The sequence below is a fragment of the Chitinophaga barathri genome, from assembly GCF_003807585.1.
Classification (GTDB): Bacteria; Bacteroidota; Bacteroidia; order Chitinophagales; family Chitinophagaceae; genus Chitinophaga; species Chitinophaga barathri.
Window position 1 is genome coordinate 1 of sequence record NZ_RMBX01000012.1, and the last position, 19,391, is coordinate 19,391.

Genomic DNA, 19,391 nt, shown 5'->3' on the forward strand with positions numbered 1-19,391 from the left:
CTTTCCACAAAAATGCACATCTTTTTCACAGTATCCGCACTCCCCCGGGCCCCCCTCCTTAAATGCTTATAGTAGTAATAGTAGTAGCAATCTTTTTCAAAGAACTATTTTGAACTAAAGGAGGAGCTGCGGGGATTTGTGCAAGAGCCGCGACGAAGCAATCTCCAGATCTAGGTGTACCTCCATTCGATGCAGGAGATTGCTTCGTCGCCCCACCCCACTTTAGCGCTGCTGCTCCGCGCAATGCCGGGCTTTGCGCCAGCTTGGGCACTAATGTTGAGGATCAGCACCGAAGCAGGACTTTAGTCCGGATTCCAAACCTCTGCGCTGAAAGCCCGGCACCCCGCATGGGCTTGTTCTGCTCCGGGAAGATGCCAGCCTTGTGAACGCTTTTACCTCGCTGTTAGAACGCTTTTACCCTGCCGTAACGATGCTGTTACATCGTCGTTACAGGGAGATATGATGCCGTTTACAGGCCGGTAAGAGGCCGATAGGACGCCGTCAACAGGCGGTGATGAAGCAAGGGAGAAGCGGCGGACAGGCCGCCGGCGGCGGTACAAAGGCGGACCGGCGGCCGACGTGCCACCTACAGCGATCTTATTTGAGGCTGCCAATGCTGCGGCAGTTAGGAAAAATGATAAGCACCGCTATGGGAAAACGAAAAACTACCGGTCTTTATCCCAAAAAAGACCGGCCAAAACGACCCAAAATGGCCAAAAGCGGCCAAAACGGACCCTTGGTTTGGCGATGTTTCCCGGGGCCGGTAAATTGCCTCTGATAAAATTATTTCTTAACTCAAAAAACAATTTTTTATGGCCAGACAAATGGGCGTGATCCCGATTGCAGGCACCATCGGAGGTATCACTTTTTACGAAATGAACGGGCAATATTACGCCCGCAGCAAAAGCTCGCTGAGCGGAAAACGCGTCAAGACCGACCCGAACTTTGAGCGGACAAGAATGTATTCGCGCAGGATGGGCCTGGCTTCCGGGACGGCCGCCCACATTTACCGCAGGCTTCCAAGGCAGGAGCGGGATGTGACCTTTTACCGCAAAATGGTCAGCGCGGGGCTGAAGCTGCTGAAGACCGGATGCACGGAAGAGCGGCTGGAAGCGGAACTGAAGGCGATGTTCCAGCCGGAAATCCTGGCTATGCAGGCAATGAAAGAAAAGTTAACGACGCGGAAAGCTGCCGCGCAAAAACGGCCTGAATCAACGATAATGAAACCTGTTGGGGAGGCCGTGCCGGAAGTGGCAAGGAAGGATGCGAAAGCACCGGCCTTGACGGAAAACAAAATGCAGATGCCGGAAGTGCCCGCCGGTACAGAGGCATTAAACGCATTGGAAAGCACGATAAAGAAACAGGCTCCGGTAGCCGGCGTCATCAGCGTAGACGCCGGGGGCAAGCTGGAACCATGCAGACGGGAGATTTCAAAACCAGGGGAAGAGCGTGCATCCCTGATAGGGAATTTAAGGCGATCCGGTGGCAAATTATATTCACGGAAAACCACCCGTGCGTTTGTACCCGGCACAAAAAATGCTCATGCCCGGACGGAAAAAGAGGCCGTCCCATTGCGGAGACACTTTCTTTCTTTTATGACATAAAATGAATGTTTTGCGACAAAAAAGGCCAATCAGGCCGAATAAATGGGTAATTGTCGCGATAAATGGAAAGAAGTTTGGGGGAAAAAGTAGATACCCTGCAAGGACATACGAACAAAAAAAGAGGCCGTCCCATTTGCGGAGACGGCCTCTTTGTATGTGAAACAGTTGGCTGTTGTTATCTCTTCTGACGTTGTTTGCGGAAGATCTGACCGGTCTTGAACTTGTTGCCCTCGGGGCTGCCCACGCGGTCCATGGCGCAACGGAAACCTACGGTGTTCGTTGCCATGTCTTCCTGCATGTAGCGGCGGTTGCCGGGGGAGAGCCAGTAAGCGCGGTCGTTCCAGCTGCCGCCTTTTACAACGCGTGACTTGTCGTTGATCAGGGTGGTAATGCCGTAACCGTATTCTACCAGTGAAAGGCTGTCACCGTCAAGGTAGTTGATCACGTCGCCTTTCTGGTAGTTCAGGCGGCTGGCGGATTCTTCGTCGGTTACATCACGCATTTTGAGCGCGCCCAGGCTGTCTTTTTCGAACTCTTTTTCAGCGTTCTGGTATACTGTCTGGAATTTGTTACCACGGAAGTAGTTGAAGTCGTCACCGTCGATGGTGGTGAGGGGACGGTAAACGTCGTTCACCCACTCGCTTACGTTGCCGGACATATTATAGATACCGAAAGTGTTCGGGAAATAAGACTGAACGGGAGCAGGGATGGAAGCGCGGTCATTCAGACCACCGGCCATACCCATGTTGTCACCGGAGCCGCGTTTGAAGTTCGCGAGGAACTGGCCCTGCCAGTTGCCGCGGCGGATGTCGCGCAGGCCGCTGTTGTTCGTACCCCAGGAGTAGATCTGTTTGTTCATGATCAGCTCTTCACCGCGTTTGCCTTCTTTTTTGGAAGGGTTCGGGTTCTGGCCAATATAACCGAGGGCTGCATATTCCCACTCAGCTTCCGTGGGGAGGCGGTAGTTAGGGAGCATGATACCGTCTTCGAACTGTGCGCCGCGGGGTGAGCCGTCAGGATTGCTGAACTGCTTTTTCGAGGTTTTGCTCATCTTGCCGGGAGTGCCTTCGTAAAGGCCGGCGAGGTAAGATTTGCTGTCGAAGGTATTATCGTCCGCCTGGTTCATGATGTCCGCTTTGGACAGCAGGCCGGCATCCATGAGGAGCTTTTCGTTCACACGGTTGGAGCGCCATTTGGCGTAATCGGTCGCCTGTTTCCAGGTAACGCCTACCACCGGGTAATCATTATAAGCCGGGTGACGGAAATAATATTCCACCAAAGGCTCGTTGTAAGCCAGCTCGCTACGCCAAACCAGGGAATCCGGCAGGGCGCCGCGGTATGTGTCCGGGAAAGATTCGCCGTACATGCGGGTGAGCCAGTACAGGTACTCGCGGTAGTTCACGTTGGATACCTCATTCTCGTCTATATAGAAGGAAGATACCGTGATACGGCGGGGTATATTGTTCCAGTCCATCATCACATCCTGCTCGGTAGCACCCATGGCGAATGTACCGCCCTGAACGAAAACGAGACCCGGACCGGTGAATTGGTCTTTGCTTTTGGCTACGCTAAAACCACCCATTTTAGGGTCGTTGTAGGCCCAGCCTGTAGCTGAAGAAGACTCTTTCTTCTTTCCAAAAAGGCCACCATTCTTACAGGCCGACATTGACAACAACACACCGGTGCCTAGCATCAAGGATAAGGAGGTTAATCTGCGCATGCGATAACAGCTTTTGATCGATACAATTTAGGTATTCAATTAAGTAAACGCAAATGTAATTCTTTTTATTTTATAACAAAATTAATTAATCTGTAATAGCATAGCCCTAAAAGTTTACCGGAAAACGTCCCCCGGTTGCGAAATACCTTGTAATACATTAGGTTTGTGTTGAATACAAACCCTGCCATTCTTTATGAACCGCTCCCGCTTTGCCCTTTGCGCCATCTTTTGCCTGCTTTGCGGGGCCGGCCGGGTTGCGGGCCAGCGAACTTATGCCCCCCGGTCCGTACTGGCGGACGGCAGCTGGCACAAGATCGCCGTAAAAGAGGCGGGTATATATAAGATAGATGCCGCCCAACTCCAGTCCATGGGCATTTCCACCGCCAATCTCGCCTCAGGCTCCATCCGCCTCTTCGGAAACGGCGGCGGTATGATCCCGGAAGATAATGCCGTACCCCGGCCGGACGATCTCCGGCAGAATGCCATTTTTGTGGAAGACGGGGGAGACGGCTTATTTAACGGTGGCGACTTCCTTTTATTTTACGCTCCCGGGCCGCACCGCTGGGCCCGCGACGGTAGCGGGTACTACCATACCAGCCATCTGTATTCAGACTCAGCCTGTTACTTTGTGAATATTGCGCCCGGCGGGCTCCGGATAAACACGGATACTGCCATGCCCGCAGCCACGCGCACCGTGACGGCCTACGACTTTCATACCGTATACGAAAAAGACGAAATAAATATCCTGTCCAGCGGCAAACAATGGTTCGGCCAGCTGTTCAGCACCGTACCGGGCGGTGTTGCGGAAAGAAGTTATGCACTTACCGCCCCCGCCGGGCTTACCGCGGCCATCCTGCGTATCCGGCTGGCGGCCCGCAGCAGCTCCGGCGCCCGTTTCGACCTGAGCCTGGGCAACAACGCCATAAAATCCTTCCTCCCGCCCCCCGTGAGCGGGAATATTTTTGAAACCTATGCCAGCACGGTCACCGAAAGGCTGACCGTGGCCGGCGCGGGTAACTTTACGCTCCGGTTCACCGGCAACTCCGGCGCACAGGGCTGGCTGGACTTTATCGCGATAGAAGGCAGAAGCCCTTTGGCTTTACCGGCACAGGGCGTTTTAATGTTCCGCGACAATCCAAGCACGGGCGCGGGGCAAACGGCCGGTTTTGAGCTGGCCAACGGTACCGCGCAAACGATGGTCTGGGACGTGAGCATACCGCATCAGCCCGTACGACTCGCTGCTTCGCTCACCGGCAGCACGCTTCGTTTTTCGAGGGATGCCGCTGTTTTGAGGGAATACGCCGCCTTTAATCCCGCCGTGCTGCCCGCGCCCCTGTATGTGGGCCCCGTGGCAAACCAGGATTTGCACGGGCTTTCCGCACAGGACATGCTGATCGTCTGCCCCGCCGCATTTCAACCGGCGGCAAACCGGCTGGCGGCATGGCATGGGGAAAAGCATGGGCTGAAAGTGGCGGTGGTGCCTACCGAACAGGTATGGAACGAATTCGGCTCCGGCATCGGCGATCCCGCGGCCCTGCGCGATCTCCTGAAAATGCTGCACGACCGCGGCGGCCTGCGGTACGTTCTCCTGTTGGGCCGCGCCTCCTGCGATTATAAAGACCGGGTAAGGAACAATACGAACTTTGTGCCCACCTGGCAAAGCGATAATTCCCTTCATGGCATCAACAGTTACATGTCCGACGACTTTTATGGTTTCCTGGGAGACAGGGACGACATCAATGGCAGCGGCGCCCTGCTGGACGCGGCCGTTGGCCGCCTGCCCGTGAGGATCCCGCAGGAGGCGGATGCAGCTGTGAATAAGATCATACAATACAATACCCCGGCTGATTTTGGCCCATGGCGGCAGGAAATGACCTTTGTGGCGGACGATGAGGACGGCAACCTGCACCTGGAAGATGCGGAGATAGTCAGCAACATCGTAGCCGGGGAAGAAAGCGCTTTTAATATCGGCAAACTGTACCTGGACGCATTCCCGCAGGTATCCGCCACGGCCGGAAGCCGTTATCCCGCGGTGAACGAAGCGATCCGGCAGCGTATGTACAGCGGGAACCTGGTATGGAATTATACCGGCCATGGCACCTTCAACCGGCTGGCCGAAGAGGCCGTGCTGGAAGAAAGCGCCATCGACGGCTGGCAGAATGCGGGCCGGCTGCCCCTGATGGTGACGGCTACCTGCGACTTTGCGCCATTTGACAATCCGGATTTTAATTCACTCGGAGAAAAGCTGCTGCTGCGGGAAAATGGAGGTGCGATTGCGCTGATGACCACCACCCGCGCAGTGTTCGCTTATTCGAACCTCGTGATGAACGCCAATTATTTCCGGCGCGCGTTCAGCCCCGGCGCGGGCGGCCGGATGCCCACATTGGGCGAAGGCGCCATGCTGGCTAAAAACGATACCTATTCCCAGAACGGGGATGTGATCAATAACCGGAAGTTCCAGCTGCTGGGCGATCCGGCCATGCCGCTGGCTTTCCCGGAATGGACGGTGAACACCGATTCGCTGAACGGGCGGGAGATACAGCTCAGTGATTCGCTGAAGGCACTGGGAAAATATACCCTCTCCGGCAGCGTGCGGGACGGGGCGGGCAACCTGCAATCCGGCTACAGCGGCATACTGGACGTGACGGTGTACGATAAACCCGCGGGCCGCAATACCCGGGGAAACGACCCGGGCAGCAGCCCCGTAAGTTTTGCGGTACAGGACCGTATCCTTTTCCGGGGGCGCGATACCGTGCAGAACGGGCGCTTCAGGTTCACGTTCGTGGTGCCGAAAGACATGAGCCAGGCGGACGGCAACGCGCGCATCAGTTATTATACCAGCAATGCCCGGGAAGACGGCGGCGGGTTTTATAACCGGCTGGCAGCCAATGGCACCGCGCCCGATGCGCCGGAAGACAACGAAGGCCCCGCGATCAGGGCCTGGATGAACGACCGGGGTTTTACCAGCGGGGACATTACAAACGAAAACCCGCTGCTGCTCATCAACCTCCGCGACGCCAACGGCATCAACGCCACGGGCAACGGCATCGGCCACGACATTACCGCCATCCTGGATGACAGTACGCAGTTCTTCATACTCAACGAGTTCCACGAAGCCCTGCCCGGCGACTACCGGGAAGGGAATATACGTTTCCCCATGGCCGGGCTGGCCCCGGGGGAGCATACGCTCACCATCCGAGCATGGGACAGCTACAATAACTCCACGACCATTAACATCCGTTTTACGGTCATCCCCAAATCCTCGCTGGCAGTGGAAAAGGTCGGTAATTACCCCAACCCTTTCCGGGGGCAGACGAGGTTTATCTTTTATCATAACCAGCAAGGCGTTGATGTTGATGTGGTTATACGTATCTTTACTGCCGCCGGACAAAATGTGAGCACGATCCGGCGCACAATAAACACGGGAAATGGCCGTTATGATGGCGTCTCGTGGAATGGCACGGCCGACACAGGAGCGAGAGTAACCCCTGGCATCTACTTTTATCAAATCGTTGTAAAGGGAAGGGACAATACTCAAAAAGTATTCGGAGGGCAACTTATATTATTATAATGTATAGATTAAAAATTGACTATATTTGAATAATAAATATTATACGTTCGGCTCCTTTACTTGGATTTAATAAATTACACATTATTTTTACGTTTAAGCTAACTACTAACTAAATATAGTATTGCATGTTTTCCAGGATAACGACAGTTGTTATTTGCATTTTCTCCCTGTTCCTATGTCAGCGTTCTTACGCTCAGCTGGATCCCGGTGTACCGGTGGACGGCAGGTCAAATGTAATCAGCACGGCTGTTCCTTTTTTAAGAATATCCCCGGACGCGCGCAGCGGTGCGCTTGGCGATGCGGGCATTGCCATTTCGCCTGATGCCAACTCCGTGTACTGGAACTTCTCCAAGCTGCCTTTTGCCAAACAGAAATCAGCGGTAGCCGTTACGTATACTCCCTGGCTGAAAGAGCTGGTGAACGATGTGTTCCTCGCACAGGTTGCCGGTTACACCCAGATAGACGAGCTCCAGACCATCGGCGGTTCCCTCCGTTATTTTTCCCTGGGCGACATTGAGTTCAGGAACAGCAACGGCCAGTTCGACGGTAACTTCCGCCCCCGCGAATGGGCGCTGGACGCTGGGTACGCCCGCAAGCTCAGTGACAACTGGTCCATGTCCGTAGCACTTCGCTACATTCATTCCAGCCTTGCTTCCGGAACGATAGACAACCAGCCCATCAGGCCCGGCCGCTCCGTAGCCGCGGACCTTACCGGTTTTTATACGAAAGACTTCGAGAAGGACGATGGGGTGAATAACAATTTCAGCTTTGGTTTTGCCATTACCAATATCGGTCAGAAGATCTCCTACACCCAGTCCGCGCAGAAAGACTTTCTGCCTACGAACCTGGGCGTTGGCGCCGCTTACACCATTGGGATGGATGAATATAATAAAGTGACCTTTACCCTGGACGTGAACAAACTCCTGGTGCCCACACCCCAGTACCAGGGCGATACCATGCTGGTATATCCTGACAAAAGCGTGCTGGAAGGGTTGTTTTCCTCCTTTGGCGATGCCCCCGGCGGCCTGAAGGAAGAAATGCACGAACTGATGTATTCAGTGGGCGCTGAATACTGGTACAACGACATGTTTGCCGTGCGCGCCGGTTATTACAACGAGCACGCCACCAAAGGCAACCGCAAATACTTTACAGCCGGCATTGGCGTTAAATACAACATCTTCGGGCTCAACTTCTCCTACCTGGTGCCGTCCGGTACGGGGATCCAGCGCAACCCATTGTCTAACACGCTGCGCTTCACGCTCAGCTTCGACATCGGTGCCAAAGAGGAATAAACGTATATTTGCCATAATAACTGATAGTTGAATAAATCCTCCGAAGCTAAGGGGGATTTATTATTTTACGGGTCTGCTAAACAAACAATATGAGCAAGTTAAGGATCGGATTAGGCGTGGATTTTCATCAACTGGTGCCGGACAGGGACTTCTGGCTGGGCGGCGTACTGGTGCCGCATACAAAAGGCGCGCTGGGCCACAGCGATGCGGACGTGCTGCTGCACGCCATCTGCGACGCGATGCTGGGCGCGGCCAGCCTGGGAGACATCGGGGTACATTTCCCCGATACGGATCAGGCGTATAAAAATATCGACAGCAAAATACTGCTGGCCCGCACTACAGAGCTGATAGCGGCCAAAGGCTACAGCGTAGTGAATGTGGATGCGTCGCTCTGCCTGCAGGCACCCAAGATCAAACCTTATGTGCCCGCCATGCAGGAAGTGATTGCGCAGCACCTGGGCGTGACCGTGGAGGAAGTGTCCATCAAGGCCACGACCACCGAAAAGCTCGGTTTTGTAGGGCGCGAAGAAGGCGTGGTGGCCTATGCCACCGTGCTGCTGGAAAAGCAATAATTCATTTATAGATAACTAGTTACCTTTGTTCAATGGCTGATATTCAAGTAAAGATCATCAATCGCTCGGCAAACCCTTTGCCTTCATACGCCACGGCGGACGCCGCCGGCATGGACCTTCGCGCGAACCTGGAAGCTGCTGTCACCCTGCAGCCGATGGAGCGCACCCTGGTGCCTACCGGTCTTTTTATGGAACTGCCTTCCGGTTTTGAAGCACAGGTGCGCCCACGCAGCGGCCTCGCCATTAAACAAGGGCTTACACTGCTGAATACGCCTGGCACGATAGATGCAGATTACAGGGGAGAGATTAAGATCATTATAATTAACCTGTCCGTGGAACCGCAAACCATCCAGCATGGGGACCGCATTGCCCAAATGGTGATTGCGCCTTTTGTACAGGCTACGCTGGCCGAAGTGCCCGAGCTGAGCGATACGGAAAGAGGAGCGGGCGGATTTGGCCATACCGGAAAATCCTGAGCATGCGCTTAAGCGGAATATTTATAACTGTCACCGCGTGCCTGATAGCCGCAGCCTGTGGGAACACGAAAAAAGTCGTTTCCACACCCGGCCCCCTGCAACAGGAGGTAATGGCCCAGCGCGCGGACAGCCTGTTTTTCGCCGCGCAGCGTTCCAAAATGCTCGGCGATTACAAAACAGCGATCACGCAATATTCCGATTATATCCGGCTGAACCGGAACAATCCCACCGTTTATTACGAACTGAGCCGCCTCTTCCTGGAAGTGCGCAACCCGCAGTACGCGCTTGGTTTCGCACGCCGCGCCGCCGCCATGGACACCTCGAACAAATGGTTCCAGATGGCGCTGGCTGAAGGATATTCCGTCAACGAAATGTTTGACAGCGCGGCGATCGTATACGACCGCCTGAGCAAACAGGACCCACTGAACGAAGAGCTGCTGTTCAATAAAGGCATTTCGCTCTCCAAAGCCAGGAACTACTCCGAAGCGCTCCAGGTGTTTGACACGCTGGAAGCCAAGGTGGGCGTGGCCGAAGAGATCATCTTCCAGAAGCAGCGCATTTACCTGCGGCTGGACATGGTGGACGAAGCAGCCGCCCAGGTGCGGAGGCTGATAGCCCAGGAGCCGGCTGAACTGCGCTATTGGGGCCTGCTGGCGGAGATTTACGAATCCGTGGAACGCACCAAAGAAGCCAGGGCCGTCTATGACACCATCCTCACGATGGACCCGAAACATCCGCGGGCGCTGATCGCCATCGCCAACTTCGAAAAGAAAAACGGCAACGAACCGCAATACCGCGCATACCTGATCAAAGCATTCAGCAACCCGGATTACACGATCGACGAAAAAGTATCTTTCGTATATCCGTACCTGCAAATGCTGGAGACGGACACGACCAAAAAAGACGAAGGCATCCTGCTTACCAAACTCATTGTGGATTCCCATCCCAATGAGCCGAAGGCATACGCGCTACGGGCGGACATGTTCTCCCAGGCGGACATGCCGGATAGCGCCATCGTGAATTACCACAAGTCCATTGCACTGGACAGCACACGCTTCAGCGTATGGTACCAGCTGATGTGGCTGTATTCGAGGGCGGACCAGTCGGACTCCCTGCTGCGCGTGAGCGATCATGTGATCACGCAGTTCCCGAAAGAGTTCATGGGCTATTATTTTAACGGTCTTGCCAACTATTTCAAACAACGGCATGACGCCGCGGCCCGCTCGTTGAACACCGCCCTTGCCATCGGCGGGGAAAAACGTTTCGTGGGTGATGTGTACGCGCTGCTGGGCGATACTTACCACGCCAGCGGCATGCACGCCCGCAGCGACAGCTGTTACGACATGGTGCTGAGCCTGCGCCCGAAGGACCATATGGTGATGAACAACTACAGCTATTACCTGTCCATGCGGGGAGACAAGCTGGACAAAGCCGAACAGCTGAGCCGCCGCTCGCTGGAACTGAAGCCGGAAAGCCCCACCTACATGGATACTTACGCCTGGATATTGTTCCGCCTGGGCCGTTATAAAGAAGCAAAAGTATGGATCGAGAAGGCGCTGCAGAATCCTGAAGCGCAGCAGGACCCGGATGTGCTGGAACATTACGGGGATATTCTTTTTAACCTGAACGAAAAAGAAAAAGCTGTTCAGTACTGGCAGCTGGCCAAGGAAAAAGGAGCGAACTCCAACGGCCTGGCCCGGAAGATAGCAGAGAAACGTTACATCAGAAACATGGACCGGTAAGTGCGCGCACGTACCGGTAAATTATAAACTATTACACGCACAATGAAGCCAAAAGCAGTACTACAGCTTGTTACATGTCTTGCCAGCCTGGCCCTGTTCAGCTGCCGCTCCACGAAGATCACGCGCGCCACTTTTCCTTCAGACACCACGGCATCGCGTACCGCGGACTCCGCCGGTAGTGAAAAAGACCTTGCCCTTGCCAGGAGCATTCATGAAAAAGTGACTGCCAACCGCCTGGAATACAAGACCTTTTCAGCCGAAATGAAAATGGACTACGAGGACGACAAGGGGAAAAAAATGAACAACCTTGGCGTGAACGTGCGTATGCAATACGACAGCATCATCTGGATCCGCGTATCCGGCCCGCTGAACGTGGAAGGCGCGCGTATACTCGTTACAAAGGACAGCATCAAGATCATCAACAAGATGGAAGGCACCGTCACCCTCCGCAGCGTGAGCGAAGGGAAGGAACTGCTGAAGATGGACCTGAGCCTGGCAGCCCTGCAGGACCTGATCGTGGGCAACCCCGTATTCCTGTCCGATTCCATCAGCAATATCGTGAGCACTCCGTCCATCATTTCTTTTACGTCCTTACAGCCCGAGCTGGTAAGTATGTTTAATGTATTTGCGGACGACTTCCTGATACAACAATGCAAGATCACCGAAAAAGACAGCACCCGCCCCGATCCCCGCGTGGTGGAGCTGACCTACGGCGATCACAAACCCGTGGAGAATAAAAAAATGGCCTTCCAGCGGAAAATATACGTGGAAGAAAAGAACGTGGTGAAAGTGGCATTGGATTTCAAGAAGATGGAACTGAACAAACCGCTGACTTTCCCCTTTGCCATTCCTCCATCCTACACCCGTCAGTAAACAATTTCGTTGTATATTTAACGTTATAATCATCACTAAATAGCAATATGGTGCAATTGAAAAAGTTTATCCCTGTTTTGTTGTTGGCGCTGGCCCTCATGCCCGTAATGCTGCATGCGCAAAACCAACCTTCGCGGGAGGAACTGGAGAAGAGAAAGCGCGAGCTGCAAAAGGAAATGGAGGAAGCGCAGGCTATTTTGAAAGAGACGAAAAAAACCAGTAAAGAAAGCCTGGGCCAGCTGCGCGCCCTCCGCAACAAGATTGACGTGCGCAGCAAAATGATCCGGAATATCAACGAAGAGATCAACTTCATCAATGGCGACATCAACAACGCCCTGCGCGATGTGAAGACCCTGCAAAACGACCTGGACACGCTCAAGCAACAATACGCCCAACTGATCGTAGCCGCGTACAAAAACCGCAGCTCCTATGCGTTGATGAACTTCATCTTTTCCGCCGAAAGTTTTAACGAAGCGATCAAACGTTACCAGTACCTCAAACAATACCGGGACTTCCGCCGCCGCCAGGCAGACAATATCATCGAAACACAAACACAGCTGCAAACGAAGGTGAAGAACCTCCAGGATCAGCGAGTGAAACGTTCCGTTACACTCAAAACCGAGCAGGAAGAACGCGCCACCCTCGAAAAAGACCGCAAGGAAAAAGATGAAGTGGTAGCCAAGCTGAAAGGCCGTGAAAAAGAACTGCTGGCGGACATCAGCCAGAAACAGAAAGACCAGAAAAAGATACAGGACCTGATCCGCTCCGTGATCCGGAAAGAAATAGAAGCCGCCCGTAAAAAGGCGGAAGCCGAAGAGCTGGCCCGTAAAAAGGCCGCCGAAGCAGAACGCAAACGCAGAGAAGAGGAAAGACAGCGCGCACTCGCCGCAGCAAGGGAAGCCGCCAAAGCTGCCGCCGCGAACAATGCAGCCAACAACACAGCCGCCGCCAGCCAGCCTTCAGCGCCAGCCCCCCCTCCCAAACCGGAGCCAGAGGCCCCTGCCCCCGCAGCCAAATCTTCCCGTGTATACAACGTACTGGAAGCATCCCCCGAAGCTGCCGCACTTTCAGAAAAATTTGAAGACAACAAAGGCAGGCTTCCCTGGCCGGTGGAATCAGGGATGATCATCGGGTTTTTCGGGAAACAGAAAATGGTCGATATCGATAAAGTAGTGGAAGAAAATGACGGGATGATTTTCGCCACCCGCAAAGGCGGCAGCGTAAAAGCTATTTTTGAAGGAGAAGTAAGGGTGGTAATGGCGATCCCTGGTGGTGGTTATTCCATCCTGGTGAAACATGGCCAGTACTTCACCAACTATGTGGGCATGCAATCCTTCACTGTTAAATCCGGGCAGAAAATAAGCACCGGCCAGGTGATAGGCACCGCCAAAACAAATGAAGAAGAAAGCGCCGGCACCGTGGAAGTACAGATCTACAAACTGGATAAGTTGCAGAACACCAATCTCTGGATACCTAACCGCAGATAGGGTGATTTGACAAGATAAAAAAAGGCGTCCCGAAGCTTTCGGGACGCCTTTTTTATTTGACCGGGGCCGGTTATTTCACCAGCGCCGCTTGTAATACATTGTCGTACAAAGCCTCATACTGCGGTATGATATTGTCGATGTGAAAGCGGGAGGCTTGCTCCAGCGCACCTTTGCGCAGCTGGGCCAGCAGGTTGTCATCTTTCAGGATGGCGATGGCATGGGCCGCCATCTGGTCCACATCGCCCACGGGGCTGCTGTAGCCGGTCACACCGTCGATATTGATCTCGGGAAGCCCGCCCGCGTTCGAACTCAGTACCGGTACCTGTGAAGCCATGGCTTCCAGCGCGGCAAGGCCGAAGCTCTCGTATTCGGAGGGCAGGATAAAGAGGTCGCTGATGGACATGACATCTTCCAGCTGCTCCTGTTTCCCGACAAAACGGATATCGTCGCAGAGGCCCAGCTCGCGGCAGAGGCATTCGATGGAAGGCCTGTCCGGCCCGTCACCTACCAGCAATAATTTAGCCGGCATCACGTCGCGCACCTGCTTGAATACTTTCACCACATCCGGTACACGTTTCACTTTGCGGAAGTTGGACACGTGCAGGAGGATCTTCTCCCCGTTAGGCGCCACGGCCTGGCGGAAGTGCGGAAGGTCTTTCCGTGCAAAACGCGCCGTATCCACGAAGTTGTAGATCACGGAGATATCCTTTTCGATAGGGAATGACTTAAACGTTTCTTCCCGCAGGTTGTGGGATACCGCGGTAATGGCGTCGGACTCGTTGATCGAGAAAGTAACCACCGGGGCATAGGTTTTATCCTTGCCTACCAGCGTGATGTCCGTACCATGTAAGGTGGTGATGAAAGGTATGTACCTGCCGTGTTTGGCCACGATCTGCTGCGCCATATATGCCGTGGAGGCGTGGGGAATGGCATAGTGTACATGTAAAAGGTCTAATTTCTGGTTCAGGATCACGTCCACCATCGTGCTGCTCAGGGCGCTTTCATAAGGAGGAAAGTCGAACAGCGGATATGTGGGAACCTGTACTTCATGATAAAAAATGTTGGCGTGGAAGCCATTGAGGCGAACGGGTTGCTGGTAGGTGATAAAATGTACCATATGCCCTTTGTCCGCCAGCGCTTTCCCTAATTCTGTAGCCAACACACCGCTACCCCCGTAAGTAGGATAGCAAACTATTCCAATGCGCATCCCTGTTGTGGTTTTTATGAGTTGCTAAGGTACATATTTTAAAATTAGTTAGCTTTAAAGCCAAATCGAGATCCTTACAATGAGAAAGCCAATTTTAGTACTCCTGGCCTGCTGTGCGGCACAGTTTTCCTTTGCGCAGCAGGACGATTCCACCACGCTCCGCCGCCTGGCGGATGAGGTGCTGACGAACGGAAAAGCCTATGACAACCTGCGTGTGCTGACCAAGACCATTGGCGGCCGGCTGGCCGGAAGCCCGCAGATGGTAAAAGCCGAAAAGTGGGGCGAAGCCGCGCTGAAAGCAGCAGGCGCGGATAAGGTCTATACCCAGGAATGTATGGTGCCGCATTGGGTCCGCGGTGAAAAGGAGCAGGCGCGCATCATCAGCAACCGCCGCGACTATGTGGCTCCGCTGAATATCATCGCCCTGGGCAACTCTGTAGGCACCGGTGCCAAAGGCGTTACGGCCCCCGTCCTGGAGATCAATTCATTTGAAGAACTGGAAGAAAAGAAGGACCTGGTGAAGGGGAAAATCGTGTTCTACAACTATAAATTTAACCCAAAATTCATCAAAACATTCCGTTCCTACGGCGATGCGGTACGCTTCCGCAGCCAGGGCCCCAGTCGTGCATCCAAATACGGCGCGCTGGCTATCGTGGTGCGTTCCATGAGCCACAGCACGGACAATCATCCGCATACGGGCGGCACCCGGTACAACGATTCTTTTCCAAAGATCGCCGCAGTGGCCATTGGTCTGAAAGACGCGGAAGTACTCAGCAAACGCATCACGAACGACCCTTCCATGAAACTCTTCCTGCGCACCACCTGCCAGATGCTGCCCGATACCATCGGCCATAATATCATCGGCGAGCTGCGCGGCTCCGAGTTCCCGGACGAATACATCACCGTAGGCGGCCACCTGGATGCCTGGGACAATACCGAAGGCGCGCACGATGACGGCACCGGCTGCGTGCAGAGCATCGAGATCATCCGTGCCTACAAAGCTCTCGGCATCCGCCCGAAACGCACCATCCGCGTGGTACTGTTCGCCAATGAAGAGAACGGCCTGCGCGGCGGCAGCAAATATGCGGAACAGGCCAAAGCCAACAATGAAAAACACCTCTTCGCCCTGGAAAGTGACGCGGGCGGCTTCACGCCCCGTGGGTTTATCATGGATATGAGCGATGCGCAGCGCAACAAGATCAAAAGCTGGCTACCGCTTTTCCTGCCTTATGGGCTGTATGATTTCGACGAAGTAGGCGGCGGAGCGGACATCGGCCCGCTGCACAACCTGCTGGGCACCCCCATGGCTGAACTTTCTCCCGACTCACAACGTTATTTTGATATTCACCATGCCGCTTCAGATGTATTTGAAGCCGTGAACAAGCGGGAGCTTGAACTGGGCGCCGTAGGAATGGGCGCGCTGGTATACCTCGTAGATAAATACGGTTTATAATTTAACTATGAAAAGATTTATTCTCGTAATCGTTGCAGTGCTGCTGCTCATTTTTGGGGTCTTTTTTGTGATCCGTTATTATTTCGTATTCGGGCGCGGCACCAAGGCCGGGGAACTGAACTTTTTTGTGCAGAAAGGATACGTCTGGAAAACTTACGAAGGCCGCCTGATACAGACCGGTTTCAAACCCCAGAACATGGGCGGGGTGCAGTCCAACGAATTCCAGTTTTCCGTGACCAGCGAAAAAGTGGCCGCACAGCTGATGGCGGCCAGCGGCAAAACGCTGGAGCTGCATTATAAGGAATACCTGGGCGCGCTTCCCTGGCGCGGTTATAGCAACTTTATCGTGGACAGCGTATTGTCTGTAACCGATCCGGCTACGGGGAAAAAGGTGCCTTTTTAGGATAATGATCTTTCAAAATAAAAGCCGGGCTGTATGGCAGCCCGGCTTTGTTATTGATAAAGTAAAATGATGGGATCAGTTGTGCTTTGTTTTGAAGCTGCAGAAAGTAAAATTCTGCATTGTCTTAAAAGGCGTTACATGGTCTTCAGTAATGCACCTGATTTTGGTAAATCCTTCAGAAAGCCGCTCCTGCAAATCTTCTTCGTTATACTGCCTGATCTCAAGGCCGCTGCACTTCGTAGGCCCATCATGCGAAAAGGTGCCAATGGTAAGAAAACCATTCACGGAAAGCCGGGCAATCTCCAGGTATTTTTCGATCTGTTGATCTGAGGTCAGAAAATGAAATGTAGCCCGGTCGTGCCAGAGATCATAACGCTTAGACGGCTTAAAGTCCGTAATGTCCGAAACGATCCAGGTTACCTTGCCGGCCTGCGCCCCTAATCTATCCTGAGCCCTTTGCAAGGCCTGCGCTGAGATGTCCAGAACGGTAATATCCTGGAAGTCTTCCTGTAACAGGAAATCTACCAGCTTGCTGTCGCCTCCTCCTATATCAATGATGTTCGCGTTTTTTGGGAGATTAAATTCCCGGATAAAGGCCAGGGAGGTTTCCGGAACTTCCTGGGTCCAGCTTACCTCATGAGGTTGTTTTTCGGTGTAGACTTTCTCCCAATGCTGTTTGTTGGTCATCATCACAAAGAATTTTAAACAAAGTTACCTGATAAAATGGGGAACTGTGTGCTCAGCATTCAACTGTTGCAAAATATGCAAGGGTTCAATTCACCCCGCATAGATCAAAAATATCGCCGGCCGTTTATGAAAATCCGCATCGGCCTGTTTCTTCCACTGCGCCACCGTCTGCGTGCGGATGTATTCCGTGGGGGCGGTGAGATCAACGGCTACGCAGAGCAACGTGCTGTCGTTGCAGTTGGCGAGGATATCTTTCAGTAACTGGTTATTCCGGTAAGGCGCTTCGATGAAAAGCTGTGTTTGTTGTTTTTTGGCGGAAGCAGCTTCCAGGTCTTTGATGGCTTTGCCGCGCTCCGGCGGCTTCACCGGCAGGTAACCTACAAACTGGAAATTCTGTCCATTCATGCCGGACGCCATCAGGGCCAGCAGCATGGAGTTGGGGCCAACGAGCGGCACCACTTTGGCATTTACGCTGTGCGCTGCCTGAACCACGAGTTGCCCCGGGTCCGCAATGGCGGGGCAGCCTGCTTCGCTGATCACGCCGATGGAATGGCCTTCCTGCAATAGTTTGCGCGTGAGGTTCAGGTCCGGCGGGTTGTGTTCGTTCATCAGGTGCAGCTGCAGCGAATCGATGTCGATGGACTTATCCAGCGCTTTCAGGAAACGGCGGGCCGTTCTTTCATTTTCCACATAAAATATCTTCAGCTGCCGCACCGTATCCGTAATGTAGGGCGGCAGGCTGAAAAGCGCGTCCGCGCTCAGTACCGTGGGCACCAGGAAAACTTTACCGGGCATTGGGAAGGCGTTGTTGTTGTAAATGGATGGTAGCGGCAATCACGGCGTAACAGGGCGCCAGTATCCATCCCAGCAGGGGGACGAACATCATCAGGTAAAACACGACACCGTTGCCGATGGCCATGCCTTTGTGCTGCCCGATGTAAGTGATGCTCTGCTTCATGGTCCACTGGCGGCGTTCGAAACTATAATCCATCATGGAGAAGCCGAAATAATAACACTCCACGAATAAAGCGATGAGCGGCGTGAGCCAGCCCACGACGGGAATAAAAGCCAGTATCGCGATGATGAGCATGAATACGGTCTGGTACAGCAGGTTGCGCAGGGAAAGACGGATACCGCGCACCACGTCTTTCATGAGCTGGGAAAAACTGAAAGGGAACTCTTTCTTTTGCATGATCGCTTCCGTTTTTTCGGAGAGGTACGCAAATAGCGGCGAGCCCACGATCAGGAAAAGATATTTAAAGAAGGAAAAATACATGAGCAGGAATACCAGCCGCATTGCAAACCCGACCAGCAGGAAAAAGAAATTGACCCAGGCGTTCTGTATGTCAGCGATCCAGGTTTTTAAAGGCAGCAGGTTCAGCACGTAGTCTATGAACACGCCGGAATAATCGAATACGAAATATATACCCACGGCAAACAGCAGGCAATAGATAATGCCCGGTATAATGATCCACTTCCACAAACGGTTCGCTGAAATGAACTGGTGCGCTTTGCCGTAAGACTGGATGGCGCCCAGTACTTCTCTTAATGAAAACAAAGGTCTTTCTTTTTAAAATGACGCAATCAGGCAGAGGGAGAAACACAGGAACAAAGGATGTAACGAATGTAAAATAGTAATATTTTGCAGTATGGCTAAACTGGACAGAGCATTTTATGCTGATAAAGATGTGTTAAAAGTTGCTAAAGCCTTGCTGGGTAAGATTTTGGTGACAGAAATAAATGGTGTGCGCACTTCGGGAAAGATCGTGGAAACGGAGGCTTATAACGGCGCGGTGGACAGGGCTTCCCATGCCTGGAACAACCGGCGCACGAACAGGACGGAGATCATGTACGGCCCGGGTGGCGCGGCTTATGTGTATCTCTGTTACGGCATTCATCATTTGTTCAACGTGGTCACCAATGTGAAGGATGTGCCGAATGCCGTGCTGGTACGTGGCCTGGAGCCGCTGGAAGGAATTGAGCCGATGCTTTTCCGTTGTGGCAAACAGAAGCTGGATCATACGCTTACGGCCGGCCCCGGCAGCCTGTCCAAAGCCCTGGGCATTACCACCGCGCTCACGGGGCAAAGCCTGCTGGGCGATACGATCTGGATAGAAGATGCGCCGGCGGTGCCTAAAAAAGATATTGTGACGGGCACCCGTGTAGGCGTGGCATATGCGATGGAAGATGCTTACCTGCCTTACCGGTTTTCATTGAAAGGGAGCCGCTGGGTGAGCAAAGGGAAGGGGCTGGAGAAATAGGTATAAAACGTACAAACTGGTTTAAATAAGAAGGGCTGGCAAT

Annotated in this window: 16 protein-coding genes; 11 read left to right on the forward strand and 5 right to left on the reverse strand. The window is 53.4% G+C overall.

Annotated elements, in window-relative coordinates:
• Positions 1 to 812: 812 nt before the first annotated feature.
• Positions 813 to 1,604, forward strand: coding sequence for a hypothetical protein (locus EG028_RS20425; RefSeq protein ID WP_123864738.1), 792 nt, complete (start codon positions 813 to 815; stop codon positions 1,602 to 1,604).
• 175 nt (positions 1,605 to 1,779) lie between these two features.
• Here the strand turns inward: EG028_RS20425 and EG028_RS20430 are convergent, their stop codons facing one another.
• Positions 1,780 to 3,297 carry an SUMF1/EgtB/PvdO family nonheme iron enzyme gene (locus EG028_RS20430; protein WP_241559192.1) on the reverse strand — a complete coding sequence of 506 codons (1,518 nt, stop codon included), beginning with the start codon at positions 3,295 to 3,297 and terminating at the stop codon, positions 1,780 to 1,782.
• Positions 3,298 to 3,517: 220 nt separating this feature from the next.
• Between EG028_RS20430 and porU the strand changes: the two genes are divergently transcribed.
• The 7 genes from porU to EG028_RS20465 all read left to right on the forward strand — a co-directional run bounded on the left by porU (position 3,518) and on the right by EG028_RS20465 (position 13,337).
• Positions 3,518 to 6,895 (forward strand): type IX secretion system sortase PorU, encoded by a 3,378-nt coding sequence (gene porU, locus EG028_RS20435; protein WP_120518194.1) that lies wholly within the window; start codon positions 3,518 to 3,520, stop codon positions 6,893 to 6,895.
• A gap of 125 nt (positions 6,896 to 7,020) precedes the next feature.
• Entirely contained in the window at positions 7,021 to 8,187 is a 1,167-nt protein-coding gene (gene porV / locus EG028_RS20440; RefSeq protein ID WP_120518195.1) for a type IX secretion system outer membrane channel protein PorV, read from the forward strand.
• Between the two features lie 89 nt (positions 8,188 to 8,276).
• On the forward strand, positions 8,277 to 8,759 hold the full coding sequence (ispF, locus tag EG028_RS20445; protein WP_120518196.1) for a 2-C-methyl-D-erythritol 2,4-cyclodiphosphate synthase: 483 nt from the start codon (positions 8,277 to 8,279) through the stop codon (positions 8,757 to 8,759).
• 32 nt (positions 8,760 to 8,791) lie between these two features.
• Positions 8,792 to 9,235 carry a dUTP diphosphatase gene (dut, locus tag EG028_RS20450; protein WP_174235433.1) on the forward strand — a complete coding sequence of 148 codons (444 nt, stop codon included), beginning with the start codon at positions 8,792 to 8,794 and terminating at the stop codon, positions 9,233 to 9,235.
• Positions 9,236 to 9,237: 2 nt separating this feature from the next.
• Entirely contained in the window at positions 9,238 to 10,977 is a 1,740-nt protein-coding gene (locus EG028_RS20455) for a tetratricopeptide repeat protein (protein ID WP_120518197.1), read from the forward strand.
• A 42-nt stretch (positions 10,978 to 11,019) separates the two neighbouring features.
• Entirely contained in the window at positions 11,020 to 11,850 is an 831-nt protein-coding gene (locus EG028_RS20460; protein WP_120518198.1) for a DUF4292 domain-containing protein, read from the forward strand.
• Between the two features lie 56 nt (positions 11,851 to 11,906).
• The gene (locus tag EG028_RS20465) at positions 11,907 to 13,337 is read left to right on the forward strand and encodes a murein hydrolase activator EnvC family protein (RefSeq protein ID WP_162946589.1); all 1,431 of its coding nucleotides are present in this window, start codon (positions 11,907 to 11,909) and stop codon (positions 13,335 to 13,337) included.
• Between the two features lie 70 nt (positions 13,338 to 13,407).
• On the opposite strand, the gene bshA is transcribed toward EG028_RS20465, so the two are convergent.
• The gene (gene bshA / locus EG028_RS20470) at positions 13,408 to 14,544 is read right to left on the reverse strand and encodes an N-acetyl-alpha-D-glucosaminyl L-malate synthase BshA (protein ID WP_120518200.1); all 1,137 of its coding nucleotides are present in this window, start codon (positions 14,542 to 14,544) and stop codon (positions 13,408 to 13,410) included.
• Between the two features lie 79 nt (positions 14,545 to 14,623).
• Between bshA and EG028_RS20475 the strand changes: the two genes are divergently transcribed.
• Positions 14,624 to 15,997, forward strand: coding sequence for a M20/M25/M40 family metallo-hydrolase (locus tag EG028_RS20475; RefSeq protein WP_120518201.1), 1,374 nt, complete (start codon positions 14,624 to 14,626; stop codon positions 15,995 to 15,997).
• Between the two features lie 7 nt (positions 15,998 to 16,004).
• Positions 16,005 to 16,400 carry a hypothetical protein gene (locus EG028_RS20480; RefSeq protein WP_120518202.1) on the forward strand — a complete coding sequence of 132 codons (396 nt, stop codon included), beginning with the start codon at positions 16,005 to 16,007 and terminating at the stop codon, positions 16,398 to 16,400.
• Positions 16,401 to 16,475: 75 nt separating this feature from the next.
• Here the strand turns inward: EG028_RS20480 and EG028_RS20485 are convergent, their stop codons facing one another.
• From EG028_RS20485 to EG028_RS20495, 3 genes are all read right to left on the reverse strand, one after another.
• On the reverse strand, positions 16,476 to 17,090 hold the full coding sequence (locus tag EG028_RS20485) for a class I SAM-dependent methyltransferase (RefSeq protein ID WP_206614486.1): 615 nt from the start codon (positions 17,088 to 17,090) through the stop codon (positions 16,476 to 16,478).
• An 87-nt stretch (positions 17,091 to 17,177) separates the two neighbouring features.
• Positions 17,178 to 17,882 carry an SAM-dependent methyltransferase gene (locus EG028_RS20490; protein ID WP_120518204.1) on the reverse strand — a complete coding sequence of 235 codons (705 nt, stop codon included), beginning with the start codon at positions 17,880 to 17,882 and terminating at the stop codon, positions 17,178 to 17,180.
• Positions 17,872 to 18,645 carry an EI24 domain-containing protein gene (locus EG028_RS20495; RefSeq protein ID WP_120518205.1) on the reverse strand — a complete coding sequence of 258 codons (774 nt, stop codon included), beginning with the start codon at positions 18,643 to 18,645 and terminating at the stop codon, positions 17,872 to 17,874. Before EG028_RS20495 ends, EG028_RS20490 begins: the two co-directional genes overlap by 11 nt.
• Positions 18,646 to 18,736: 91 nt before the next feature.
• On the opposite strand from EG028_RS20495, the gene EG028_RS20500 reads away from it, so the two are divergent.
• Complete coding sequence (locus EG028_RS20500) at positions 18,737 to 19,348, forward strand: DNA-3-methyladenine glycosylase (RefSeq protein ID WP_120518206.1); 612 nt, start codon at positions 18,737 to 18,739, stop codon at positions 19,346 to 19,348.
• The last annotated feature ends 43 nt before the right edge of the window (positions 19,349 to 19,391 follow it).